Origin of the sequence: Moellerella wisconsensis ATCC 35017 (assembly GCF_001294465.1) — a bacterium.
Taxonomy (GTDB): Bacteria; Pseudomonadota; Gammaproteobacteria; order Enterobacterales; family Enterobacteriaceae; genus Moellerella; species Moellerella wisconsensis.
Window position 1 is genome coordinate 25,405 of the sequence record NZ_LGAA01000010.1, and the last position, 26,141, is coordinate 51,545.

A 26,141-nucleotide genomic window follows, 5' to 3' on the forward strand; every position below is an offset into this window, starting at 1 on the left:
AATTCTAATTGTATTTTTATTCTTCAAGCCAGTTGAGTAGCGTGCTTTGGTATAAATCAAACAAAGTTAATTAATATATTAATAATCTATTTTTAAAATTGCTTATTGTATTTAAGATGTTATCTAAATAGCTACTCTGATCACCGGTACTTTCTATTATCTTCTCAGTCATTCTCTCCCCCTCGAGTTATCGTTCTTTAGGACGATGGTTATTATTTCCTGCTTTAGGCTATTACTAATTCACGCTACAAAAAATTAACAACAATATTAACTATTATTTTTGGCAATAGTGATAGAGGTGCACGATGGATATAGCGAGAAAATTAACCTCTCATATAGAGAAAGGTAAAGTGGGTTTCCCGACGACATTAGCCAGCTCGGTGGGTGTTATTATGGCGAGCCCGGTTATTTTAACCGTCACCAGTGGTTTTGGTATTGGGGGAGATACATTTGCATTAGCGGTATTACTTAGTTTTATTATGATGCAGGCGCAATTGACCACATTTTCTGAAGCGGCGGCTATTTTACCCACATCAGGATCGGTTTATGATTATATTTCTTGCGGCATGGGACGCTTTTGGGCAATTACCGGCGCATTATCAGCTTACTTGATAGTACATATTTTTGCGGGTACCGCAGAGACTATTTTGTCCGGTATTATGGCATTGGTAAATTTCGAAAGTCTAAACACTGTGATGGAAAGTAATAATACTTCATGGATGGTTGGAGTGGGTTTAGTTATTACGTTTGGTTTATTAAACGCTTTTGGAATTGAAGCTTTTAGTAAGGTTGAAATTATTCTGACTTTTGCCATGTGGAGTACTTTGGTTATCTTTAGCCTGTGTGGTTTATTAATGCCTTTTAATGTGCCAGTAGACGGTTGGTTTGGGAAGGCTTTAAATCTTTCTGATCCTACGCTGGTGGTGAGTTTTATTGGCATGGCAATGTTTATGTTTGTTGGTTGTGAATTAGTTACCCCGATGGCGCCAGAAATTAAAAACTCTGCTCGAGTTATTCCACGCGCGATGGCGACCGGATTATGTGGTGTGGCGGCTTGTATGTTTATGTATGGTGCGGCCATGACCCATCAAGTTGAAAATATTATTATCGATAGCAAAACTAATATTAGTTTGCTCGAAACGCCAATGGCAATACCAGCATTTGCTGAACAAGTCATGGGGGAGGTGGGAAAATACTGGATTGGAATAGGTTTATTACTTGCTGGTGGTGCCACAATAAATACGTTAATGGCTGCGGTACCCCGTATTTTATATGGTATGGCGTTAGATGGTGCGTTACCGCGTATTTTTGCTTATTTGCATCCGCGCTTTAAAACCCCTGTATTCGGTATTTTAGTTGCGGTTCTCATTCCTTGCTTGCATGCCTTTGCCATTCAAGGCGATTTAAATCGAATTATGTCTTTAGTACTGGCTGCTGTATGTTCTTGGGGCACGGCTTATTTATTAGTGACAATCTCAGTCGTATTATTGCGTATTCGCCGTCCTGATTTACACCGTGCTTATAAATCGCCTTTTTTCCCATTGCCACAGATTATTTCCAGTATCGGTATTATTGTCGCTATTTTATATATCACGCCGCCGGGAATGGATAAGGCCGATGTGTATATTCCATTTGCTATTATGTTGGGATTAACGGCTAGTTATGCTTTAGTCTGGACGGTATTGGTGCAAAAAGTAAATCCATTTAAGCCCGTCGACGTTGAACTCGTTTTAGCGCAAGCATTTGGTAGTAATTCACCTTCGGAGGTGCAACTTGAGCCGCTGCGTAGCCTCGCGTAATCCGATGAAAAAAAGTACTTTTTGGCAACGATTGAATCAGCCACGTCTTCCCGCGGGTTATCAAGCTGGGATCACCTTAAATCGATTAGAACGAGATCTATTGTCGTATCCGTCTCAGCGTATTACGCCAACTGAATTAGTCATTAGTCTGGATAATCAATTAACGGTTAGCGTTATTGAGCAGGTTAAGGTGTTATTTTTAGCATTTATTGTGAACACGCGTTTCTCGGTTCATGGAGCGCTTTCTATCTCACTGGATGCCAGAATTGAGTTGAAAACAACAGGCGTATTACGCCAAAAAAAAATTAAGTGGATTTCGCATCAACCTGTAGGGCAACAGATTATTGCGCAGTTTTCGGCCTATCCTGTGATAACTCAAACCTTAGAACAGCTTGATTTTACTTCGATTAATTTGGAAATTAAACAAGGGAATTGGCATTGTGAGATAACACCGTTTACGGCATCAGAGTTGGTCAGCAGACTGCCCGCGAGCCGGCGTTATTTACGTTTAATCCCAGAACAGCGCCATCGATTATTGAGTGCATTACAATTAGTTAGTCAATTAATGAATAAGCTGTCTTTGTGATCAGCTTCTTTTATTTATTCAGTCAGTAATAGATTGTTGCCTATTGAATTGGTTGTTTTTGTTTGTTCCTATTTAATTTGCGTGAGTGACACTTAATTTTGACACAAAGAGTTCATCTAACTGTCATGTATATCCCCTAGGATGATTGCCATTCGAGATACACATTGTTTGATATCTCTTATTGCAAGCAAGGAAATAAACATGATGAATCGTCGTATGAAATCTATTTTGGCTTTAGCTATTACGTCCATGGTGTCGGCAACGTCTATACCAGCTATCGCGGCAAAAAATACCATTGAAAGCAGTGATGTATTGGCTCAAAACCGTACTGCTCAAGGTGATATCACTCAATTTGGTGGTGCGCGTCGATTATCAGCAGAGCAAACTGAGGCGATGCGCGCAGCGCTGTTAAATAGCCAAGCTAAAAATGTCATTCTATTTATTGGTGATGGCATGGGGGATTCTGAAATTACGGTCGCGCGTAACTATGCAGAAGGTGCCGGCGGCTTTTTTAAAGGTATTGATGCGCTGCCAATCACCGGGCAATACACTCACTATTCATTAAATAAACACAGTAAAAAACCGGATTATGTGACGGATTCTGCAGCATCAGCGACCGCATGGTCATCAGGAGTTAAAACCTATAATGGTGCCCTCGGGGTCGATGTTGATGGTAAAGACCATGAAACATTGTTAGAAATTGCCAAGCGTAATGGCAAAGCGACGGGTAATGTAACGACCTCTGAAATTCAGGATGCGACACCTGCCGCAATGGTAGCTCATGTAACCGCGCGTAAATGCTATGGTCCAGAAGAAACCAGTGAGAAATGCGCCAGTAATGCGTTAGAGAATGGGGGACGAGGTTCCATTTCAGAGCAATTGTTAGTGACTCGAGCTGATGTAACTCTCGGCGGTGGAGCAAAAAGTTTTAAGCAATTTGCCAAAGCCGGTGAATATCAAGGTAAAACACTCGAGCAACAGGCCGAAGCCCGGGGCTATCAGATTGTTCGTGATGCGAAATCATTAGCGGCAGTAAGTTCGGCTAACCAACAAAAACCTGTATTAGGATTATTTCATGAGGGCAATATGGCGGTTGCTTGGGAAGGTCCAAAAGCACGTTATCAGCGTGATTTATCTGCTGAACCTCTGACATGTAAACCGAATGCCAAGTTTGATCCTAATGCGCCGACATTAGCACAAATGACTGAAAAAGCTATAAATTTACTGCAAGAAAATCCGAATGGCTTTTTTTTACAGGTAGAAAGCGCCTCAATTGACAAACAAGATCATGCGGCGAATCCTTGTGGACAAATTGGTGAAACGGTAGCGTTAGATCAAGCGGTTCAAGTCGGGCTAGATTTTGCTAAAAAGCACGGTGATACCTTAGTCATTGTTACCGCTGATCATGCACATTCCAGCCAGATTATTGGCGAGGATGTGAAATCAAGCGGTTTAACCCAAGCCCTGGTGACTAAAGATGGTGCGGTCATGGTGGTCAATTATGGGAACTCAGAAGGTGAATCGCAAGAGCATACCGGCTCACAGTTGCGGGTCGCCGCATTTGGTCCTTATGCTGCTAATGTGATGGGATTAACCGATCAGACCGACCTATTTTTTACTATGCGTGATGCGATGGGATTAAAATAATCTCCGATTAATAATTAATTAACCGCCCTACTTAAGTAAAATCCCTGTGGAGAGGATCTCTGCGGGATTTTTTTGTTTCTTTTATTATATCAGTAACACTGGAGGAATAGTGTACGCGAGAGTATTGATTGAGATTAGAAAATCAGCCGATTGTGGAGTGATTTTTTGCTGTATTTTATTATGATAGTCTACAGAAAAATGCTAAATAAACTGCCTATTATGATGAGATTTTTTGGCAATTAAGCGTATGTTTATCAGACAGCGATTGACTTTATAATCTGGCTGTATTTTTGTAATATATTGAAAAACAAAGAATGTTATTAGGTCGCTTATGGTATACTGGTTGCAAAATAGACGCTAAGCTATTAATGATTGCAGGCTGTATATATTGATATAACACTATTTTCTATACATATATTCTTCCTTTTTGGTTATTAACAACAGTCGTCTTTGAAACGACGGACACAATTTATCTATTAGGATTTTAATGCTGATATTATTACATCTCTTATCTTCGGTCGCATTATTGGTTTGGGGGACGCATATCGTCCGGACCGGCATTATGCGAGTTTTTGGCGCAGATTTACGCCGAATATTGGGAAAAAGCATTAACCGAAAATCAAACGCTTTTTTAGCAGGTGTTGGTGTTACGGCATTGGTCCAAAGCAGTAATGCCACGGCAATGCTGGTGATCTCTTTTGTTTCCCAAGGGCTAATTTCGCTCGCCCCTGCCATGGTGATTATGCTGGGTGCCGATGTGGGTACTGCGCTTATGGCGAGGGTGCTGACTTTTGATCTTTCTTGGCTTTCTCCGCTACTCATTTTAGCGGGTGTAAGCACATTTTTAAGTCATAAAAAGAATCGGATTGGTCAAATGGGGCGCGTAGGTATTGGCCTCGGGCTTATCTTACTGGCACTGCAATTAATTGTAGCCGCGGCTGAGCCTATTACTCATGCAGAAGCGGTTCGAACGATTTTCACCTCGTTGAGCGGTGATGTGGTTTTAGCACTGTTAGTTGGGGCTATTTTTGCCATGATCAGTTATTCGAGCCTTGCCGCAGTACTGATCACCGCAACGCTAAGTGCGACCGGATTAGTGCCACTGTATATTAGCTTATGCATTGTGATAGGGTCGAATATCGGCAGTGGATTATTGGCATTAATGAGCAGCCGTGGGCAAAATGAAATTGCTCGGCAAGTTGTATTAGGTAGCTTATTCTTCAAATTGATTGGCTGTTTGATTATTTTACCATGGATTAAACCTCTTTCGATGTCAGTTGATCAATACGGGTTTAATGAAGCTGAAGTCGTGATTTATTTTCATGTTTTTTATAACTTAATTCGTTGTTTAATCATGTTGCCATTTGTTGGCCCCATGGCTCGCGTATGTATGGTAATGATCCCCACACCACCGAAAACTGAAAGTGAAATTGGCCCGCGTTATCTGGATAAAAGTGCGTTAGAAACTCCATCATTGGCGATAGCTAATGCTGTACGTGAAACGTTACGCATGGGCGATGTTGTCGAGCAAATGTTGCAACGTTTTATTGAGGTTTTGAACGGTAATAAAGATCAGCGTAGGGAGATTAATCATCTCGAAGAAGAAGTGGATATGTTGCACAGTAGCATTAAGTTATATCTTGCTCAGTTACAGCAAAATGAACTGAGTGAAGATGATTCGAGACGCTGGGCTGAAATTATTGATACTGCATTGAATCTGCAGCAATCCGCGACGATTATTCATCGTATGACATCAGAAATGATCAAGAAATCATTAGATAATCGTTGTTCATTTTCGCCTAATGGCTTTAAAGAATTAAATACCTTGATGGAGCGGCTACAGCATAATCTCAGTTTAGGGATGTCAGTATTTGTCTCTGGTGATCTGGATAATGCACGTCGATTACGTCGGGCAAAACATCGTTTTCGTCTATTAAATCAAAGATATGCTTATTCTCATGTTGAACGTTTACATGAACAAAATATGCAGAGTCTCGATACCAGTAATTTGCATGTTAGCTTATTGGGTGACATGAAGCGGCTTAATTCACTATTTAGTGCCGTGGCTTACCATGCCCTCGAAGGTATCGCTGATCAAAGAGCTGAGCAAATGAATATAGATCATGAGAAAAAATAGCCAACTTATTAGACATTTTTAATCATTATGGGTTACTGAATAATCCTCGCTATAGGCTTTGTGGCGAGGATTTTTTTATATAGTAGCTTTCAGTAATCACTGGTAGAGAGTATTTATTTTTATTAACTTTTTTATTTTGCTTTTTATTTGTATATAAATAAGATGATTAAGTTTTATTAATCAAATAATTAGTTAATATTTTAGCTTTGTAAAGCGTAGCTAAAAAATCTTTTCCCTTAGTAAGAATGGTGTTGTTTTTCGCTAAAAAACAGATATGATTGATAATCATTATCATTTGGGTGTGGCAATTAACGTCACTTTCAAAATAGTTACTTAGCGACAGCCTGCAAAATACCAGGGGTGAAAATATGACAATCAAAGCCAGTCAGCGTATATCGATACGCTCAAATAGCCCCGGATTATGGGGTGTTATTGCCGTTGTTTTATTAAGTATTATCTATCTTATGAGTCAATCCGGTATTGATCATCTGAAGATAGCGACAGTTATTGCGATGCTATTGACTGCAGTAATGTTATTTAATAAGAGTTCGCGCTTATTTTTAATTTTACCGGCAGTATTAGCGTTGGCCTTTAGTTTACTGGCTTTTTCAGTGCACTTATTTCCCTAATTTGGCCTATCAAATATCACTATAAATAAATCGAATAATTATTATTATAAATTTATAATATAGCTAGAGGAAGATTAGCAGCTAAAATAAATACCCTGATATGATAAAGTAATTACAACCTAACATATTGATTAAATTAAAATATCAAAAATAATGAGAAGAGAAGAGAAGAGAAGAATACAGATTATAATTAAAAAGCTATCGCCCAATGATGGGTTAACTCATTGGTTTTAAATGATTAAAATGCTATTGACATTGTCTGTTGGTGCGAAAGGGGGGACTTGAACCCCCACGTCCGTAAGGACACTAACACCTGAAGCTAGCGCGTCTACCAATTCCGCCACCCTCGCAGTTCAGACTTAATATAATCAGCCATAACATTATAAAATAGTACGGGGCGGATTTTAGGCTAATTCTGGTGTAGGTCAATAATTTTTTAGTGCTGAATGCATTGTTTGACGCAAAATTCATCAGCACTAATCAACGCTATATAGCCCGAGCAAATAGCTTAGGTTTTAGCTTGATACAAATTATCGTTTAGTGGCTTCATAAACTTTAAATTTACCGGTTTTCAGCAATACAATATGCCCACCGAAAGCTTTATCCAGTAGATCTGCATAAGGTAAAAATGCATTTGCTACCATTCTAAATCTACCGCCAGATTTTAAATGCTTAGGTGCCTGCATGATCATATTCTCAGCCGCAGAATAGTTGGTATGGATACCATCATGGAATGGCGGATTAGTAATAATCCAATCGAATTTATCATTAATTTCAGAATAAACATTACTAGCGATAATTTTACCTTCTAACTGATTAGCTTTCAGGGTTTCAGCTGCTGAATATAATGCAGTTGCGCTAACATCACTGAGAGTTAATTTTAATTCAGGATTTTGTTGGCCTAAGTTGGCCGCTAAAATACCAGAACCACAAGCTAAATCGAGTAAACTTCCAGAGATAGGTTGCTCTAATGTTGAAAGTAGTAAGCGACTACCCATATCCAAATCGTCTTGACTGAATACGCCCGGTAACGCTTTGACTTGTGTATCTTCGAAACTATAATTGCGCCACCATTGATTTAACTCGAAGGCAGTTTGATTTTCTAATGCGCCATAAAACAGGCTACAACGACGAGCAGAGTCAATTTTTTTCAGTGTGCTGATACCTTCCATGATTTTTTCAGCACTTTTTACACCGCTACGATTTTCGCCCACAATGAAGATATCGCAATCAGCGGGTAGATAAGTGCATAAATTATCTAACTGGAAACAAGCCTCTTGTTTGTTTTTTGGCCAGAAATAAATCAAGGTATTACATTTAGCGATAAAATCAGCTTCGGCAATAAAATTAAATTGCACGTTATCTTTTAATAATGGCTCCAATACTTGCCATTGATGATACTGATTAGTGAGAACACGTACGCTGGCGGCATCTAATACCACCGCGAGCTCGTCCTGAATATCACCTGCCAGAATGACATGGCGATCAGCAAAATGTTCCAGATGGCGCTGTATTACTTCGCTGGCTGGTGTAAGTAAGGACATAGTCTCTAATTCTCCGTAAATAAATAATTCATAATCCGTGCTACCTTACCAGATATTGGCTGAATAAATCTGTATTATTGGCGCTAATTATCTGCTCTGATAAGATGTCATGGGTATTTACTGATGGCTGGAACAACTCGCATGACCCGAAGAGACAAGCTTTTAAAGTCCATGGGGATAACCCAATGGATACTGCGTCATCCCTCAGCACTTAAGGGTGAGAGAGGGGTAAATATTCCAGAATCAGCTAAGCTTATTATTATCGCTGATGATGGGATCGATTTAAATAATCAGCTATTGAAAGATATTTTTCAGGCAATAAAAATAGATAAAACGGATATTGTGTGCATTGATTCAGAGCAGCTCGATATGTTGCCATCACCAGTATCTGTGCCTTGTTGGGTCTGCGGTGACAGCCGCATACCAGAAACAAAAAGTGCGCTGATCACCAGCCCAGCACTCGCAAAGCTTAGTATCAGTAGTGAAGCAAAACGGTCTTTATGGAAGCAAATCTATCAAAATGACGAAAATTTCAACGTTAAAACAATCTGATTTAGCGACAGCCTTTTTAATTGAAAAGCTGAGCCATGATTTTCCCTGGAGTGAGCGCGTCTTTTACGGTAATCAGGGTGAAAAATATTATAATTTAAAAATCTCGGTCGATAATCAGATAATTGGTTTTGCTATTACACAATCTGTTTTAGACGAAGCGACATTATTTAATATCGCTATCCATCCTGATTTTCAGGGGCAGGGATACGGTCGTCAATTAATGGAACGTTTAATTCAGGACTTAACAGAAAAGAATATTTTAACGTTATGGTTAGAAGTTCGTGAATCAAATCGCGCTGCCATTCGACTGTATGAAAATATGGGATTTCATGAGGTTACTGTGCGTAAGGATTACTATCCTGCTAAACATGGCCGTGAAGATGCACTTATTTTCGCGCTTACATTATTTCAGGATACTTTTACACTCGAATAATGGCAGCCAGCTAACTTGGATATTGCCCATATTTTAACTGTAAATATATCGATTGATTATAGTAAATATCAGATCAACTTAGATTTATTCTGAAAAATTATTTCCAATAGTTATTGATTTATAAAAAGAACTATAGATTTTTGAATAGTCACTAATTGGGGGATCTAGTCGAGGAATCTAGTCGGGAGATATGATTGGAAAATATAGTTGAAAAATAGTCGGTAACTCATTGCTGCTCTATAAGCAACTCTTTGAAGATACATAATTATCAGTATACAAATAATTAGCGCCGATTTTGATGGTGTTAAGATCACTTAGGTGATTGCACCTATGTCGCTTTTTATGGACATGAAATATATTGTGGAAGGAAAGCATTGATTGTTTCTCAAGCCAAAATCAGCGAAAATAAAGCTAATTGTCTATTAACATAACGGATTTGGCATGCCCAAAATTCACCCAATGGGTGTTTTTTTATTGGTGCTTAACTCTGTGCTTAAACTAGAAGATTTAATTGATGTCTCAATCTGAATTTTTGCAGGAAGTCGCTAAACGTCGAACTTTCGCTATTATTTCTCACCCTGATGCCGGTAAAACCACGATTACCGAAAAGGTATTGTTATTTGGACAAGCGATTCAACGCGCGGGTACGGTGAAAGGCCGTGGTTCTAACCAGCATGCAAAATCAGACTGGATGGAAATGGAAAAACAACGTGGTATTTCGATTACTACGTCAGTGATGCAGTTCCCATACCATGACTGTTTGATAAATCTGTTAGATACCCCAGGGCATGAAGACTTCTCTGAAGATACTTACCGTACTTTAACTGCTGTTGACTGCTGTTTGATGGTCATCGATTCCAGTAAAGGGGTTGAAGATCGTACCCGCAAATTGATGGAAGTTACACGTCTGCGTGATACACCCATCCTAACGTTTATGAATAAACTCGACCGAGATATTCGTGATCCGATGGAGTTAATGGATGAAGTCGAAAACGAGCTAAAGATCGCGTGTTGCCCGATTACTTGGCCGATCGGCTGCGGAAAATTATTTAAAGGTGTTTATCATCTCCTGCGTGATGAAACATATCTTTATCAGACGGGTAAAGGCCACACTATTCAGGATGTCCGTGTTATTAAAGGGCTGAATAATCCTGAATTAGAAGATGCCGTGGGTGACGATTTAGCAGCACAATTACGCGAAGAGCTAGAGCTTGTTCAGGGGGCTTCCCACGAATTTGAACAAGACGCCTTTTTAGCAGGCGAGTTAACCCCAGTATTCTTTGGTACTGCGTTGGGTAACTTTGGTGTTGACCATATGCTGGATGGCTTAGTTGAGTGGGCGCCAACGCCGATGCCACGCAAAACAGATACCCGTGAAGTCGTGGCAGCAGAAGAGAAATTTACCGGGTTTGTGTTTAAAATTCAGGCCAATATGGATCCAAAACATCGAGATCGCGTCGCTTTTTTGCGTATTGTGTCTGGAACCTATGAAAAAGGCATGAAACTGCGTCAAGTACGTATTAATAAAGATGTTGTAATTTCTGATGCATTAACCTTTATGGCTGGCGACCGTTCACATGTTGAACATGCGTTCCCAGGAGATATTATCGGATTGCATAATCACGGTACTATCCAAATTGGTGATACCTTTACTCAAGGTGAAGATATGAAATTCACCGGTATTCCTAACTTTGCGCCAGAATTATTCCGCCGAATTCGTCTACGTGATCCGCTCAAGCAGAAACAGTTGCTCAAAGGATTAGTGCAGTTATCCGAAGAAGGTGCGGTGCAAGTCTTCCGTCCTCTAGCCAATAATGATTTGATTGTTGGTGCTGTCGGAGTCCTGCAATTTGATGTCGTGGTATCACGCCTGAAAAATGAATATAACGTTGAAGCGATTTATGAAAATATCAACGTATCAACTGCACGTTGGGTTGAATGCAATGATGTGAAGAAATTCGAAGAGTTTAAACGTAAAAATGAACAGAATTTGGCGTTAGATGGGGGTGATAACTTAGCGTATATTGCTCCAACTATGGTTAACTTAAACATTACTAGCGAACGTTATCCTGAAGTTTTATTCCGTAAAACTCGCGAACATTAATCGTTGATTAAGCTAACACTGCCAGAGGAATGTACTTTGGCAGTGTTTAGTTTGGTAAAGAACGTCAGTATTGGATTGGTTTTCTTTTCTTTTGTTTTTATTCACCAGAATATTCTGTATTGCTAATTTTTTCCCTTTCTTTTTTAGTTTATTTTTCATAGGCTATACTTTATCAATTGATTGAGAGCTCTAGTTTGAATGAAGATTATTTTTAATCTTACGGGGCTTGATTCATGACCCACCGCCTATATTAATTAACATGTTAATAGCGGAAATATTATTAACTATTAAGGAAGGTTCAAGATGAGAAATACAGCACTTTTACGCTCACTAACAGCGATTGGATTGAGCTGTGCCTTGTTTAGTGGCTTTGCATCAGCAGAATCATTAAAACAACAGGCATCTCAAACTTGGGATAGCGCGACAGAAACGGTTGATATGGCAGGCAAAGATGCAGGTCAAGCGATCACCAAAGGTGTTAATAACGTTGATAAATATATGGATGACAGCAGTATTACAGCACAAATTAAAAGTAAACTGTTATCAACTAGTGGTATAGACAGCAATGATATTTCTGTAAAAACTGTTAAAGGGGTGGTTTATATTTCTGGTTTTGTGAAAAATGATAACCAGATAGACCAAGTCGTTAATATGGTTTCTGCAATCAATGGTGTTAAATCAGTTCAAAGCAGCCTGATGGTCGCCAATTAAGCCTAATAATCGGCTAAACTGAGCTTATAATCGGGTAATATAAATTAATTACAGTATTTGACCTATCTATCGTGCAGTTATCGATATCGTTCCGGTAATAAGTTATCACGTTATTACATCGGGTTATCCGTCGAGGATAGCCCGAATTCCGTGCATTATTACAGGATGATAATTTTTTGTTAACTCAATATGTTACGATGTCTGTCTATTATTCTGTTAATTATGATTATTTGAGAATCAGTTATGGGAAAACATGTTTCAGTCACTTTAGGTAGCATCGAGCCACTTGCCTTTTACGAAAAAATTAATTCCGGAAAAACAGCGCTTATTTGTGAAGGTGGTGGTCAGCGCGGAATTTTTACCGCGGGTGTACTGGATGAGTTTCTTAAAGCTGATTTTAATCCCTTTGACATCATGATCGGCACCTCTGCCGGCGCCCAAAATTTATCTTCATATATTTGCGGTCAGCGTGGTTACGCTCGCCGAATAATCACTCGTTATACGACTAATCCACAATTCTTTAATCCATTACGTTTTATTCGTGGCGGGCACTTAATCGATCTCGATTGGTTGATTAATGTAACTAATCAAGAGAATCCACTAGCGCTCGAAAAAGGATTGGAATTGATTGATTCTGGTCGAGAATTCTTAATGAGTACTTGCCGGAGTGATAATTTTGATGCGGTTTATTTACAGCCAGATAAAGATAATTGGTTAGATATTATTCGTGCCTCAAGTGCAATTCCAGGGTTTTATCGTTCGGGGGTTGAATTCGATGGGCATTTGTATCTTGATGGAGGGATTACTGCGGCCATCCCTGTTGAGGAAGCCTATCTGCGTGGTGCAGATACTATTGTAGTGATTAGAACGGTACCTTCTCAAGTCTATTTTACTCCTGAATGGGTTAAAAGAATGACGCGTTGGTTAGAAACCAGCAGCTTACAAAAAATGGCGTTGATTATGAAAACCCATTTAAAAAGCTATCGTCGTACCCAAGAATTTATTGAGAACCCGCCGGGTAACTTGCAAGTATTTGAAATATATCCTCCTACGCCATTAAAAAGCAGTGCACTTGGTAGCCGATTATCATCATTAAATTATGATTATCATACGGGTCGACATTGTGGCCGCTATTTTCTAGCTGCATTAGGCGATTGTTTCACTCAGCAAAATATTCATCTTACGGAGTCTTTTGATAAGCAAACAGCGCAAGATGAAATTTTACTTGAAGATGATTATGTCGAAGCCGCCGTTGCTCAATATCAATTAGATAAACAACAAAATAGCGAACTGAATGAACATGAAAAGCAGCAGGTTAATATTATTGAGCGTATAGCATCGGGAAAATAAAGTGTTTATAGATACTCACTGTCATTTTGATTTCCCATTGTTTAGTGAAAATATTGTCGATAGCTTACAACGGGTAAGACAGGCTGAAATTTCGCATATTATTATGCCCGCAATTGATGTTGCCAATATTGATCGGGTTTGGAATTTGTCTTGTCAACATATTGAATTATATGCTGCTTTAGGTTTTCATCCTCTTTTTCTTGCGTCATTCCAGCCCTCTCATATTGATAAATTATCCCAACGATTGAGTGAAAAAAATCCAAAATGTGTTGCGGTGGGAGAAATTGGCTTAGATTTTTATCAGACAGATGCTCCAGTAGAACAACAAAAAATTGTGCTAATAGAACAACTTAAATTAGCCAGATATTATGATTTACCGGTAATTCTACATTCTCGCAAAAGCCATGATCAATTAGCGGCTATATTGCGGCGTCATCCTGTGCCTGCGACCGGTGTAGTACATGGATTTTCGGGAAGCTTATCCCAAGCCCAGGCTTTTATTAAATTAGGATATTCGATAGGTGTGGGAGGCACGATAACTTACGAAAGAGCACAAAAAACGCGGCGAGTTATCGCGCAATTACCATTATCTTCTCTATTATTAGAAACTGACGCTCCCGATATGCCTCTCAGTGGTTTCCAAGGTGAAGCGAATCGTCCAGAAATGATAGGCTATGTCTTTCAGACATTATGTGAACTACGTCAGGAACCGCCTGAAGAAATCGCAGCTCAGCTTTACAATAATAGCCAATCATTATTTAATCTTTATTAGATTTCCAATCAATATACTAAATGATATGAGTTAGTACACGAGCTATCATAGTCATATCATTAATTTTTAATCAATTCTCAATACTATTAGCATTCTATAATACTGGATTTTTTTGTGATAAATGTCACAAAACGTACTTTCTTGTTACTTTTATCAACCCGGATTTGTGACAAAGATTAAGTGTTATTAGTGTTGGCTCGGTATAATCAGCGTCGAAAAGAGTCGGCAAATAAATAAGTTTGCTGATATATCAATTTAGAATTAAGTGAACAGGGATACTTCCATGCAACTCATTATGAGCCTGGTGGGGATGGCAGCTTTGATTTTCATTGCTGTATTATTCTCAACTAATCGCCGTGCAATTAAGCTCCGAACTGTCATTGGTGCTTTTCTTATTCAGATAGGAATTGGTGCTTTAGTACTGTATGTCCCAATGGGTCGTAAAGTTCTACTCGCTATATCTGATGCGGTATCAAATGTAATCGGTTACGGTAAAGAAGGAATGGACTTTATCTTCGGTGGTCTAGTTTCTGATAAAATGTTTGAACTGTTTGGCGGTGGTGGCTTCATTTTTGCTTTGCGCGTATTGCCAGTTATCGTATTTTTTTCCTCATTAATTGCCGTGCTCTATTATCTGGGCATTATGCAATTCGTTATTAAAATTCTTGGCGGTGGGCTGCAAAAACTGCTCGGAACTTCAAGAACTGAATCATTGTCAGCTACCGCAAATATTTTTGTGGGTCAGACTGAAGCACCATTAGTTGTACGTCCTTATATTGCTACTATGACTAATTCTGAGCTATTTGCCATCATGACCGGTGGGCTGGCTTCTGTTGCTGGTGCTGTATTGGTGGGGTATGCGCAAATGGGTGTTCCGATGGAATACTTGATTGCAGCTTCATTTATGGCGGCTCCCGGCGGTTTATTATTTGCTAAATTAATGGTGCCAGAAACTGAAGACATGAAAGACCGAGCTGATGCGATGGATCTAGTGGCTGAGGATGAACGCCCAGCTAACGTAATTGATGCCGCCGCATCAGGTGCGGCATCAGGTATGCAATTAGCGCTTAACGTGGGTGCGATGCTATTAGCTTTTGTTGCCTTAATTGCGTTATTAAATGGTATTTTAAGCGGTATCGGTGGTTGGTTTGATTACCCACAACTTTCGCTTGAGTTGATCCTCGGTTGGTGTTTTTCTCCAATTGCTTATTTGATAGGTGTTCCTTGGAGCGAAGCTAATATTGCGGGGGCATTCATCGGGCAGAAGATTGTAGTCAATGAATTTGTGGCATACGTTAATTTTGGCGAGTACCTCAAACCTGATGCTGATGTCATCGCGGCCGGTAAACAGGTACTATCAGAACATACTAAAGCCATTATCTCCTTTGCTTTATGTGGTTTTGCTAACTTATCTTCTGTCGCTATTCTTCTTGGTGGATTAGGCAGCATGGCACCTAACCGCCGTCAAGATGTCGCACGTTTAGGACTCAAAGCTGTAATGGCCGGGACCCTGTCTAATTTAATGAGTGCTACTATTGCGGGCTTCTTCTTGACGCTTGCAGTTATTTAATTGAGTTTAAGCGAGATTGTTCGACTGCCATGATGAAAGTTTTCGCCATGGCAGTCTAATTTTGTGAGCAGCTTCGTAGCTCTGTGTCATTCTACTTATTAATTGTTAATCTGTTGTATACTCTTCACCAGTAGTTATTCATCTTGTAATTTCTAAGGTAATAATTTATTCGCTGATTTCTGTAAGTTAATCTTAATAGCTGAGTTAACTATATTGATTATTATTTTAAGTGTTTATTACTGAAGAGAAGCTGCATCCATTTTATTTTCAGTTATATTTTTTCTCATTTTATTTTATTAAACGGTTTATTCTTGATGGTTTTCTATTTTGATAATGCAATATAACTCAAAATAACCGAGTTTTATGGAATAAAACTGATTAGAGAGCATAAAACTGAGGTTAAATAGCGTATAATTAGTGACTGTGATCACGTGGTTGCATTTAATTATGTAACATACAATTGGATAATGTGATTTATGGCACATAAATACGTTCTGTTCCATGTTCAAATAACATTATATTGAGCATTTATGGAAAGGTAACCGCTCTCAAAGGTGGAATCAGAGAGCATCGTGCGGTGAGACGGAACTCAGCTGTTACTTTAGCCATTGGCTATCGCAACATCTTTAAGGAACCAAGCCCGCTCGCCAACAAAGAACATAATGTTCTGATAAATAAATAATATCGTTGGAGAGTTTTATGACTAATTTAACTGCAGCTGCGCAACGCGCACTGGCTTTGATGGATTTAACTACACTTAACGAAGATGACACTGACCAAAAAGTCACAGATTTATGTCATCAAGCAAAAAGCCCAGCTGGTAACACCGCGGCAATTTGTATCTATCCACGTTTTATTCCGCTAGCACGTAAAGTTTTACGTGAGCAAGGCACCCCAGATATTCGTATCGCTACTGTCACTAATTTCCCTCATGGTAATGATGATATTGATATCGCATTAGCCGAGACTCGTGCAGCTATCGCTTATGGTGCTGATGATGTAGATGTGGTTTTCCCTTATCGTGCATTGATGGCTGGCAATGAACAAATTGGTTTTGATTTAGTTAAAGCATGTAAAGAAGCTTGTGCGGAAGCAGGCGTGCTATTAAAAGTTATTATTGAAACGGGCGAGTTGAAAACAGCGGAATTAATTCGTAAAGCATCTGAAATCTCGATTAACGCAGGCGCTGATTTTATTAAAACATCAACGGGTAAAGTACCTATTAATGCAACGCTGGAAAGCGCTGAGATCATGATCCAAGTTATTCATGATATGGGTGTTGGTAAAACTGTCGGTTTCAAACCAGCGGGTGGTGTGCGTACAGCTGAAGAAGCGGCTCAATATTTAGCATTGGCAGACAGAATTATGGGCGAAGGCTGGGCTGATGCACGTCATTTCCGCTTTGGTGCATCAAGTTTACTGGGTAGTTTACTCAGCACGTTGGGATTTGCGGGACAAAAGCAAAATAGCGGTTATTAATCTCGGAGAAATCCGCAGATTGAGTTTCCTCTCTGATTGAATTTCAAGGAGTATATTTTGTTTTTAGCACAAGAAATTATCCGTAAAAAACGTGATGGCAAACAACTCAGCGAAGAAGAAATTCGTTTCTTTATTAACGGTGTTCGCGACAACTCGGTGTCTGAAGGTCAAATTGCCGCTTTAGCAATGACTATCTATTTTAATGATATGGTTATGGACGAGCGCGTTGCATTAACTTTGGCTATGCGTGATTCAGGCAGCGTATTAAATTGGAAATCACTTAATCTTAACGGCCCAATTGTAGACAAACATTCTACCGGTGGCGTCGGTGACGTGACTTCGCTAATGCTGGGTCCAATGGTTGCTGCATGTGGTGGTTATGTGCCGATGATTTCTGGTCGTGGCTTGGGCCATACCGGTGGGACCTTGGATAAACTCGAAGCAATTCCTGGTTTTGATATTTTTCCTGATGATGCGCGTTTCCGCGATATTATCAGAAATGTTGGCGTCGCAATTATTGGTCAAACCAATTCTTTAGCACCTGCTGACAAGCGTTTTTATGCGACTAGAGATATTACAGCAACGGTTGATGCTATCCCATTAATTACGGCTTCTATTTTAGGTAAAAAATTAGCTGAAGGGCTTGATGCCTTAGTCATGGACGTTAAAGTTGGTTCTGGTGCATTTATGCCAACGTATGAAAAATCGACTGAATTGGCTGAATCTATTGTGCAAGTTGCTAATGGTGCCGGTTGTAAAACAACCGCACTATTAACCGATATGAACGAGGTTTTAGCTTCAAGTGCAGGTAACGCAGTTGAAGTTCGTGAAGCAGTTCGATTCTTAACCGGTGAATATCGGAATCCACGTCTGTTTGAAATTACCATGGCATTGTGTGTTGAAATGCTGGTTTCTGCTAATTTAGCATCTGACCGTCAACAAGCGCGTGAAAAACTGCAAGCAGTATTAGATAACGGTAAAGCGGCTGAAGTGTTTGGCCGTATGGTTGCGGCGCAAAAAGGCCCAACAGATTTTGTTGAAAATTATGCTAAGTATCTGCCAACTGCGGTATTAAGCAAACCTGTCTATAGCCAAGCTGAAGGTATCATTACTGCAATGGATACCCGTGCACTAGGCATGTCTGTGGTGACTTTAGGTGGCGGTCGACGTAAAGCGACTGATGCGATTGATTACAGTGTTGGTCTAAGTGATATTGCTGCACTTGGTACTAAAATTGATAGCAAAACACCATTAGCGATGATCCATGCTAACGATGAAAAATCATGGGAGGCAGCAGCACAAGAAGTTCGTGATGCAATAACTCTGGGACAGCAGGCTGCGCCAGCTAATCCAATGATTTATCGTCAGATTAGTGAATAATATTGCCTAGTTATGTTCGAAAATAGAGTTGTAGTAGGCAAATAGTGGTATTGCAACTCTATAATATTTAACCTCGAGTATAATAGGTAAGACGTATTGAATTTATCAGCGAAATGCTTTTGATGTTCAAGAAGATGATGTTCATAAAAGTATAGCGCAGGAGAGTATTATGAAACGTACATTTATTATGGTACTGGATTCTTTTGGTATTGGTGCCGCAGGTGATGCCGACAAATTTGGTGATATTGGCGCAAATACACTAGGCCACATTGCAGATGCGTGTGCGCGTGGCGACGCTGATATTGGCCGTAAGGGTCCATTAAACCTACCTAATTTAACTAAATTAGGTTTAGGTAAAGCCGCAGAAGAATCATGTGGTCAGTTCCCAGCAGGTTTAGATGCTAATGCTGAAGTTATTGGTGCCTATGGCTACGCGAGTGAGCTCTCTTCAGGTAAAGATACACCATCAGGCCACTGGGAAATTGCAGGTGTTCCGGTGCTGTTTGAGTGGGGTTATTTTAAAGACGAAGAAAATAGCTTCCCACAAGAATTACTGGATGTTTTAGTTAAACGCGCTAATCTGCCAGGTTATTTAGGAAACTGTCATTCATCGGGTACGGTTATTCTGGATGCTTTGGGTGAAGAGCACATGAAAACCGGTAAACCAATTTTCTACACCTCTGCTGACTCCGTATTCCAAATTGCATGCCATGAAGAAACTTATGGTTTAGATAAACTGTATGAACTGTGTGAAATTGCCCGTGAAGAGCTGACCAAAGGTGGCTATAACATCGGCCGTGTAATTGCACGTCCATTTATTGGTGATAAAGCAGGTAACTTCGCTCGTACGGGTAATCGTCATGACTATGCGGTTAAACCACCGGCACCAACTATGTTACAAAAACTGGTTGAAGAGAAACAAGGTGAAGTGGTTTCTATCGGTAAAATTGCTGATATCTATGCCCATGTAGGTATCACTAAAAAAGTCAAAGCGACTGGATTAGATCAATTATTTGACGCCACCGTAGAAGAAATGAAATTAGCTGGCGATAAAACGATCGTCTTTACTAACTTTGTCGATTTTGATTCTGCTTATGGTCATCGTCGCGATGTTGCGGGTTATGCGGCAGCACTTGAATTATTTGACCGTCGTTTACCTGAATTGATGGCGCAGCTAAAAGACGAAGATATGCTGATTTTGACCGCAGATCATGGTTGTGATCCAACATGGCCGGGCACCGATCATACTCGCGAGCATATTCCAGTATTAGTTTATGGTCCGAAAATCAAAGCTGGCTCTCTCGGCCACCGTGAAAGCTTTGCTGATATAGGTCAAACGGTAGCTAATTATTTTGACCTATCTCCGATGGATTATGGCAAAGTAATGTTTTAATTTGTGCTAAATAATTTCATTAAGCATGCGATTGATTATTATTAGTCGCATGCTTTTGTCATCATTATCAGAACGGCTGCAACGCAAGGCTATGCCAAGTTATGCAGTGTTAATTGATTAAATAATAAGGAATAATAATGGCTACCCCACATATTAATGCAGAAATGGGTGATTTTGCAGATGTTGTCTTGATGCCAGGCGATCCACTGCGCGCAAAATATATTGCTGAAACCTTTTTAGATGATGTTCGCCAGGTTAATAATGTTCGCGGTATGCTTGGTTTTACCGGCAGCTATAAAGGCCGTAAAATTTCAGTAATGGGGCATGGTATGGGTATTGCTTCATGCTCTATTTATGCAACTGAATTAATTAAAGATTTTGGTGTTAAAGTTATCATTCGTGTGGGCTCATGTGGCGCGGTAATGGATGATGTTAAGTTACGTGATGTCGTTATTGGTATGGGTGCATGTACTGATTCTAACGTTAACCGTCAACGTTTTAAAAATCATGATTTCGCGGCTATTGCTGATTATGGTTTAGTACATAATGCAGTTGAAGCGGCAAAAGCTAGAAATATCAAGGTGCGCGTTGGTAACTTATTCTCAGCAGATTTATTCTATTCTCCAGATCCTGATATGTTCAAAGTGATGGAAAAATACGGTATTCTGGGTGTGGAAATGGAAGCTGCAGGCATTTATGGCGTTGCAGCAGAGTATGGTGCGAAGGCATTAACTATCTGTACGGTTTCTGATCATATTAAAACCGGTGAACAAACAACTGCCGAAGAGCGTCAAACTACGTTCAATGAAATGATTGAAATTGCATTAGATTCTGTTTTATTGGGTGATAAATAATTTCTAGTCTCAAGACACATATTTGATGCAAAGACCCTGACTTTTGTTGGGGTTTTTTATAGAAAAAATAGGAAAAAAAAGCAGAGGAATAAAAAGGTAGGTAGAGAGTACGTCCTTGTTTATACATCCTTGTATGGCTTCCTAGCCTAATTCATTAAATCCTATAATGGATAATGAATTAAATCGCATCATCCTCTCTGTTAAGTAGCATAAACAATAATATATTCTTTGTTAAGCAAATATTTTCGTAGGATTAATTTTGGGTTTTACTTTGTTAAGAATAAAAAATTAAAATAGTTAAATTTATAGCATAATAACTTAAAACTAACACATTTAATAAGTTAACCCAGTGATAAATCTGAGTGAAAAAATATCACATTAATACCTTGGTCTTTTTTTTATTGTAATTAATTGATTTAAATGTTTATTTTTATCTTGTTGTGACAAGTGGATTTATCTTATTTGATTTTGTTTTTTTAAGATAAATCCTTATATATTTTGTCTCTATTGATAGATTGTCGAAAAGATAGAATTACTACTCCACTTTTTTCACATTTGGTTTCTTGGGCTTATGTTTTGCCGCATGATGGTATTTATCACGATGAGCCCGTGATTTCTTTGATTCTTTTTTTATTTTTTTCATAGCCATTTTTTGTTCACTATTAGCTTGTGGCTCTAGGTGGTTTTCAGTCAGATCGTCATCTTCCATCAATGGGAAAGGTAATTTTTGTCCTTTTTTATGTTTTAAACGGAATAATGTATTAGCCAAAACAAATCCAGTAGCAAAAGTTAACAGCATAAACATACGTAAAACATTAGTGGTATTATCTGCTTGCTGGGCTTCGGTTGATAATTGTTGAGTATCGATGGTCATACGCATATATCCTTTGGGATGAACTGCATCAGGGATAGGCACAACCAATTGATATTGAAATGGATGTTGATTATTTGCATTATCAATAGCTAAACGCGATTTGATTGGAACGTTTTCCCCTGATTCAGCGATAAGAGTCCCATTATTAAGATAAACACTGGCATCGAGGATCCGACTATTGGAGGTCATTTTATCCAGATTAGCGATAATCACCTCACGATTAAAATCTTTACTGCCGTCGACAATATAATCGGATAAGCTAAACGCCACTTGTTCAGCAAGTGTATGAGACAGCTGTTTAAACTGATCGATTCGCGCCTGATAATGAATACGGCTGATATAGGATACGCTTTGCATTAATAGCGCGATAAGCGCAATACAGGTAATAATAATTACTGATTTATGCAGTCGAAAAGACAATTTTGTCTGGATCATCATTCACATTTTCACTGTTGTTTTGCCATTATAGCCGCTATCGACAATGAGCCCATAGCGTGAAGTATCACGGGTATATGTTGCCAGAGGTTAGATAGATAGGGTAGTTTGAAGCGCAGTTTTATTAATGGCTAACCACCATTTTCCTAAAATAGGGCAGTGAGGATTACAGGAGCAAGTTTTCATGTCAACAAGTTTAACCTATTGTTATTTACCCGACGAGATCCAAAAATGGCCAGGATTACCTCTGTCACTCACTGGGGAAGAGGTTATGCCATTGGATTATCGCGCAGGCGACAGTGGTTGGCTATTATATGGCCGTGGGCTAGATAAAACTCGAATCAGTAATTTTCAACAACGTCTAGGCGCTGCAATTGTGATTGTATCTTCTTGGCGAATTGATGATTATCAAGTGGTTAGAATTGCCGGAAGCCTAAATAGCCGAATTAAAAAATTAGCCGATGAATGCCAATTGGATGTGGTTCCATTAGGGAAAATTCCACGTTTACGTTCCCCAGGTTTATTAGTTATGGATATGGATTCAACGGCGATTCAGATTGAATGTATTGATGAAATCGCACGCTTAGCGGGTGTTGGTGAACAAGTTGCCGAAGTAACAGAACGCGCTATGTTAGGCGAATTAGATTTTACTGAAAGTTTACGCGCTCGGGTAGCTTTATTAGAAGGTGCTGATGCCAATATCTTACATCAAGTCTTAGAAACACTGCCTTTGATGCCCGGCTTAACCAGCTTAGTACGTAAATTACAAGCTATGGACTGGCATGTAGCAATAGCTTCGGGGGGATTTACCTTTTTTGCCGATGATTTGCGTCAACGATTAAAATTAGTGGCGGCAGTGGCTAATCAGCTTGACGTAAAAGCTGGCAAGCTAACTGGAAAAGTGAAAGGACCAATTATCGATGCCAAATATAAAGCCCAAACGCTGATTAAATTGGCCGAGCAGCTCAACATTCCGCTAGAACAAACGGTCGCGATAGGTGATGGTGCAAATGATTTAAAAATGATCCGCAAAGCTGGATTAGGTATCGCCTACCATGCTAAGCCAAAAGTCTATGCACGTGCCGCAGTCGCTATCCGTCATGCCGATTTAATGGGCGTATTATGTGTGCTCAGTGGTGGACTAAAACACGAAGAACGTTAAGCTAATTTTATAAAAAATAGGAGCAGGTTGTGGCAAAAGGTGCAAAACGAGCATTTGTCTGTAATGAATGCGGTGCAGATTATCCTCGATGGCAGGGGCAATGCACTGCCTGTAATGCGTGGAATACCATTACAGAAATCCGTTTAGCGGCCAGCCCAGCAGCGGCTCGTAATGATCGATTTACTGGCTACGCGGGTAATAGCGGTATCAGTAAAGTACAAAAGCTTTCTGAAATTAGCTTAGAAGAAGTCCCTCGCTTTTCGACTGGATTTAAAGAGTTTGACCGCGTGTTAGGGGGAGGGGTTGTCCCCGGGAGTGCCATATTGATCGGTGGAAATCCTGGTGCAGGGAAAAGTACGTTATTGTTACAGACGATGTGTCAGTTATCGGCACAAATGAAAACTCTGTATGTCACTGGTGAAGAATCCTTGCAGCAAGTGGCGATGCGAGCCCATCGTTTAGGGTTACCGACCGATAATTTGAATATGTTATCGGAAACCAGTATCGAACAAATCTGCTTAACAGCAGAACAAGAAAACCCTAAATTAATGGTTATCGACTCGATTCAAGTCATGCATATGGCTGATATTCAATCCTCCCCGGGGAGCGTGGCGCAGGTCAGAGAAACAGCTGCTTATTTAACACGCTTTGCCAAAACCCGAGGTGTAGCAATCGTTATGGTCGGGCATGTCACCAAAGATGGTTCATTAGCTGGCCCTAAAGTATTGGAGCACTGCATCGATTGCTCAGTAATGCTCGATGGCGATGGTGATTCACGGTTCAGAACTTTACGTAGCCATAAAAATCGTTTTGGGGCGGTGAATGAGCTGGGGGTCTTTGCCATGACAGAGCAAGGACTTAAAGAGGTTAGCAATCCTTCTGCTATATTTTTGAGTCGCGGCGAAGAAATTACTTCTGGCAGTTCGGTCATGGTAGTTTGGGAAGGCACGCGACCTTTATTGGTTGAGATCCAAGCGCTAGTGGATCATTCAATGATGTCTAATCCGCGTCGTGTTGCTGTTGGCTTAGAACAAAATCGCTTAGCTATTTTATTGGCCGTGCTGCATCGTCACGGTGGATTATTGATGGCGGATCAAGACGTATTCGTCAATGTCGTTGGTGGGGTAAAAGTCACTGAAACTAGTGCGGATTTAGCTTTATTACTCTCTTTAGTGTCTAGTTTTCGTGATAGACCTCTACCACGGGATTTAGTGGTATTTGGCGAAGTTGGTTTAGCCGGTGAAATTCGCCCCGTTCCTAGTGGACAAGAACGTATTTCTGAAGCGGCTAAACATGGGTTCAAACGCGCCATCGTGCCTTATGCTAATATGCCTAAAAAGCCCTTACCGAACATGAAAGTGTACGGCGTAAAAAAACTTGCTGATGCACTCAGCGTAATGGAAGAATTTGACTGAATCGGAGGGACTGATGGCAGAGTTTGATTATTTAAAAGATGCGATTAGGCAGACAGGTTATACCTTACAACAAGTTGCCGATGCTAGCGAGATGACTAAAGGTTATTTGAGTCAGCTAATTAATAATAAAATCAAAAGTCCAAGCGCCCAAAAAATAGCTGCTTTGCACCGTTTTCTTGGTTTGGAATACCCACAAAAAGAGAAAGTGGTCGGAGTGGTTTTTGGTAAATTTTATCCTTTACATACGGGCCATATTTATCTGATACAACGTGCTTGTAGTCAGGTCGATGAATTACATGTAATCCTTTGCCATGATGAGCCGCGGGATAAAAATCTGTTCCTTAACAGCTCGATGTCACAGCAGCCAACAGTGAGCGATCGCTTACGTTGGTTATTACAAACTTTTAAATATCAGAAAAATATTCATATCCATTTATTTGATGAAAAAGGTATTGAACCCTATCCGCACGGTTGGCAAGTGTGGAGCGAAGGAATGCATAAGTTTCTTAAGCAGAAAAATATTCGCCCAAGTTATATTTATTCGGGCGAAAAAAACGATGCGCCACGCTATAAAAAATACTTGGGTATTGAAACCACGTTGATAGATCCTGAACGTAGTTTTATGAATATTAGTGGCCACCAAATCCGGCAGGCGCCGTTTAAATATTGGGAATACATTCCAACTGAAGTTAAGCCATTCTTTGTGCGAAAAGTAGCGATTTTAGGTGGAGAATCGAGTGGAAAATCAACTTTAGTCAATAAATTAGCCAATATTTTCAATACTACCAGTGCGTGGGAATTCGGTCGGGATTATGTTTTTTCTCACCTTGGCGGTGATGAAATGGCATTGCAATACTCAGATTACGATAAAATTGCATTGGGTCACGCTCAATATATTGATTTTGCAGTTAAATATGCAAATAAAGTTGCTTTTATTGATACTGATTTTATTACCACACAGGCTTTCTGCAAACGCTATGAAGGTAAAGAACATCCGTTTGTTCAAGCACTCATTGATGAGTATCGTTTTGATTTGGTTATTTTATTAGAGAATAATACTCCGTGGGTGGCAGATGGATTACGCAGCTTAGGAAGCGATCAAGATCGCCAGACATTTCAAACCTTACTGATTGAAATGCTAAATAAAAATAATGTCGATTTTGTGCATGTGGACTCTCCTGATTATGATACGCGTTTTTTACGTTGTGTAGAGTTAGTCCAACAGCTATTAATGATGGAAAATTAAGTTATTTTGAATCAACAAACGGCACCCAGAAGGTGCCGTTTTAATTATATTTATCAACAAGATGTCAAA

The 26,141-nt window shown here is 39.7% G+C and carries 21 protein-coding genes and 1 tRNA gene; 19 read left to right on the top strand and 3 right to left on the bottom strand.

All coding sequences use genetic code 11. The features are described from left to right. The first annotated feature begins 305 nt into the window (after nt 1-305). The 5 genes from M992_RS04995 to M992_RS05015 all read left to right on the top strand — a co-directional run bounded on the left by M992_RS04995 (nt 306) and on the right by M992_RS05015 (nt 6,798). Nucleotides 306-1,799, top strand: coding sequence for an APC family permease (locus M992_RS04995; protein WP_053907606.1), 1,494 nt, complete (start codon nt 306-308; stop codon nt 1,797-1,799). Continuing rightward, nucleotides 1,774-2,385 carry a DUF3156 family protein gene (locus M992_RS05000; RefSeq protein ID WP_248842488.1) on the top strand — a complete coding sequence of 204 codons (612 nt, stop codon included), beginning with the start codon at nt 1,774-1,776 and terminating at the stop codon, nt 2,383-2,385. The genes M992_RS04995 and M992_RS05000 overlap by 26 nt, the downstream gene beginning before the upstream one ends. Nucleotides 2,386-2,586: 201 nt before the next feature. Further along, nucleotides 2,587-4,032, top strand: a complete 1,446-nt coding sequence (phoA, locus tag M992_RS05005) for an alkaline phosphatase (protein WP_053907608.1) — start codon at nt 2,587-2,589, stop codon at nt 4,030-4,032. Between the two features lie 487 nt (nt 4,033-4,519). Beyond that, complete coding sequence (locus M992_RS05010) at nt 4,520-6,169, top strand: Na/Pi cotransporter family protein (RefSeq protein WP_047255037.1); 1,650 nt, start codon at nt 4,520-4,522, stop codon at nt 6,167-6,169. A gap of 368 nt (nt 6,170-6,537) precedes the next feature. Then, on the top strand, nt 6,538-6,798 hold the full coding sequence (locus M992_RS05015; RefSeq protein ID WP_053907609.1) for a DUF1435 family protein: 261 nt from the start codon (nt 6,538-6,540) through the stop codon (nt 6,796-6,798). Nucleotides 6,799-7,061: 263 nt separating this feature from the next. Here the strand turns inward: M992_RS05015 and M992_RS05020 are convergent. After that, nucleotides 7,062-7,148, bottom strand: a tRNA-Leu gene (locus M992_RS05020). Nucleotides 7,149-7,328: 180 nt separating this feature from the next. Then, entirely contained in the window at nt 7,329-8,342 is a 1,014-nt protein-coding gene (rsmC, locus tag M992_RS05025) for a 16S rRNA (guanine(1207)-N(2))-methyltransferase RsmC (RefSeq protein ID WP_047255039.1), read from the bottom strand. Between the two features lie 123 nt (nt 8,343-8,465). On the opposite strand from rsmC, the gene M992_RS05030 reads away from it, so the two are divergent. From M992_RS05030 to deoD, 11 genes are all read left to right on the top strand, one after another. Further along, nucleotides 8,466-8,894, top strand: a complete 429-nt coding sequence (locus M992_RS05030) for a DNA polymerase III subunit psi (RefSeq protein WP_231637001.1) — start codon at nt 8,466-8,468, stop codon at nt 8,892-8,894. Further along, nucleotides 8,863-9,327 carry a ribosomal protein S18-alanine N-acetyltransferase gene (gene rimI, locus M992_RS05035; RefSeq protein WP_053907610.1) on the top strand — a complete coding sequence of 155 codons (465 nt, stop codon included), beginning with the start codon at nt 8,863-8,865 and terminating at the stop codon, nt 9,325-9,327. Before M992_RS05030 ends, rimI begins: the two co-directional genes overlap by 32 nt. 514 nt (nt 9,328-9,841) lie before the next feature. Next, on the top strand, nt 9,842-11,431 hold the full coding sequence (prfC, locus tag M992_RS05040; RefSeq protein ID WP_053907611.1) for a peptide chain release factor 3: 1,590 nt from the start codon (nt 9,842-9,844) through the stop codon (nt 11,429-11,431). Between the two features lie 303 nt (nt 11,432-11,734). After that, nucleotides 11,735-12,142: a BON domain-containing protein gene (locus tag M992_RS05045; protein ID WP_053907612.1), complete on the top strand. Its 408-nt coding sequence runs from the start codon at nt 11,735-11,737 to the stop codon at nt 12,140-12,142. A gap of 243 nt (nt 12,143-12,385) precedes the next feature. Next, the gene (locus tag M992_RS05050; RefSeq protein ID WP_082335393.1) at nt 12,386-13,492 is read left to right on the top strand and encodes a patatin-like phospholipase family protein; all 1,107 of its coding nucleotides are present in this window, start codon (nt 12,386-12,388) and stop codon (nt 13,490-13,492) included. A gap of 1 nt (nt 13,493) precedes the next feature. Continuing rightward, nucleotides 13,494-14,264 (top strand): TatD family hydrolase, encoded by a 771-nt coding sequence (locus M992_RS05055; RefSeq protein ID WP_053907613.1) that lies wholly within the window; start codon nt 13,494-13,496, stop codon nt 14,262-14,264. Nucleotides 14,265-14,559: 295 nt separating this feature from the next. Further along, on the top strand, nt 14,560-15,834 hold the full coding sequence (locus M992_RS05060) for a NupC/NupG family nucleoside CNT transporter (RefSeq protein WP_174721766.1): 1,275 nt from the start codon (nt 14,560-14,562) through the stop codon (nt 15,832-15,834). 699 nt (nt 15,835-16,533) lie between these two features. Next, nucleotides 16,534-17,313: a deoxyribose-phosphate aldolase gene (deoC, locus tag M992_RS05065; protein WP_053907615.1), complete on the top strand. Its 780-nt coding sequence runs from the start codon at nt 16,534-16,536 to the stop codon at nt 17,311-17,313. A gap of 57 nt (nt 17,314-17,370) precedes the next feature. Beyond that, nucleotides 17,371-18,693 carry a thymidine phosphorylase gene (deoA, locus tag M992_RS05070; RefSeq protein ID WP_053907616.1) on the top strand — a complete coding sequence of 441 codons (1,323 nt, stop codon included), beginning with the start codon at nt 17,371-17,373 and terminating at the stop codon, nt 18,691-18,693. A 169-nt stretch (nt 18,694-18,862) separates the two neighbouring features. Continuing rightward, entirely contained in the window at nt 18,863-20,086 is a 1,224-nt protein-coding gene (gene deoB, locus M992_RS05075) for a phosphopentomutase (protein WP_053907617.1), read from the top strand. Between the two features lie 137 nt (nt 20,087-20,223). Beyond that, nucleotides 20,224-20,940 carry a purine-nucleoside phosphorylase gene (gene deoD, locus M992_RS05080; RefSeq protein ID WP_053907618.1) on the top strand — a complete coding sequence of 239 codons (717 nt, stop codon included), beginning with the start codon at nt 20,224-20,226 and terminating at the stop codon, nt 20,938-20,940. Nucleotides 20,941-21,475: 535 nt separating this feature from the next. On the opposite strand, the gene M992_RS05085 is transcribed toward deoD, so the two are convergent. Continuing rightward, nucleotides 21,476-22,252, bottom strand: coding sequence for an AhpA/YtjB family protein (locus tag M992_RS05085; RefSeq protein WP_072165921.1), 777 nt, complete (start codon nt 22,250-22,252; stop codon nt 21,476-21,478). 181 nt (nt 22,253-22,433) lie between these two features. On the opposite strand from M992_RS05085, the gene serB reads away from it, so the two are divergent. From serB to nadR, 3 genes are read left to right on the top strand one after another with little or no spacing between them, the layout of a single operon-like run. After that, entirely contained in the window at nt 22,434-23,411 is a 978-nt protein-coding gene (gene serB / locus M992_RS05090; RefSeq protein ID WP_047255050.1) for a phosphoserine phosphatase, read from the top strand. A 29-nt stretch (nt 23,412-23,440) separates the two neighbouring features. After that, on the top strand, nt 23,441-24,826 hold the full coding sequence (radA, locus tag M992_RS05095; protein WP_047255051.1) for a DNA repair protein RadA: 1,386 nt from the start codon (nt 23,441-23,443) through the stop codon (nt 24,824-24,826). A 13-nt stretch (nt 24,827-24,839) separates the two neighbouring features. Beyond that, complete coding sequence (nadR, locus tag M992_RS05100; protein WP_047255052.1) at nt 24,840-26,072, top strand: multifunctional transcriptional regulator/nicotinamide-nucleotide adenylyltransferase/ribosylnicotinamide kinase NadR; 1,233 nt, start codon at nt 24,840-24,842, stop codon at nt 26,070-26,072. The last annotated feature ends 69 nt before the right edge of the window (nt 26,073-26,141 follow it).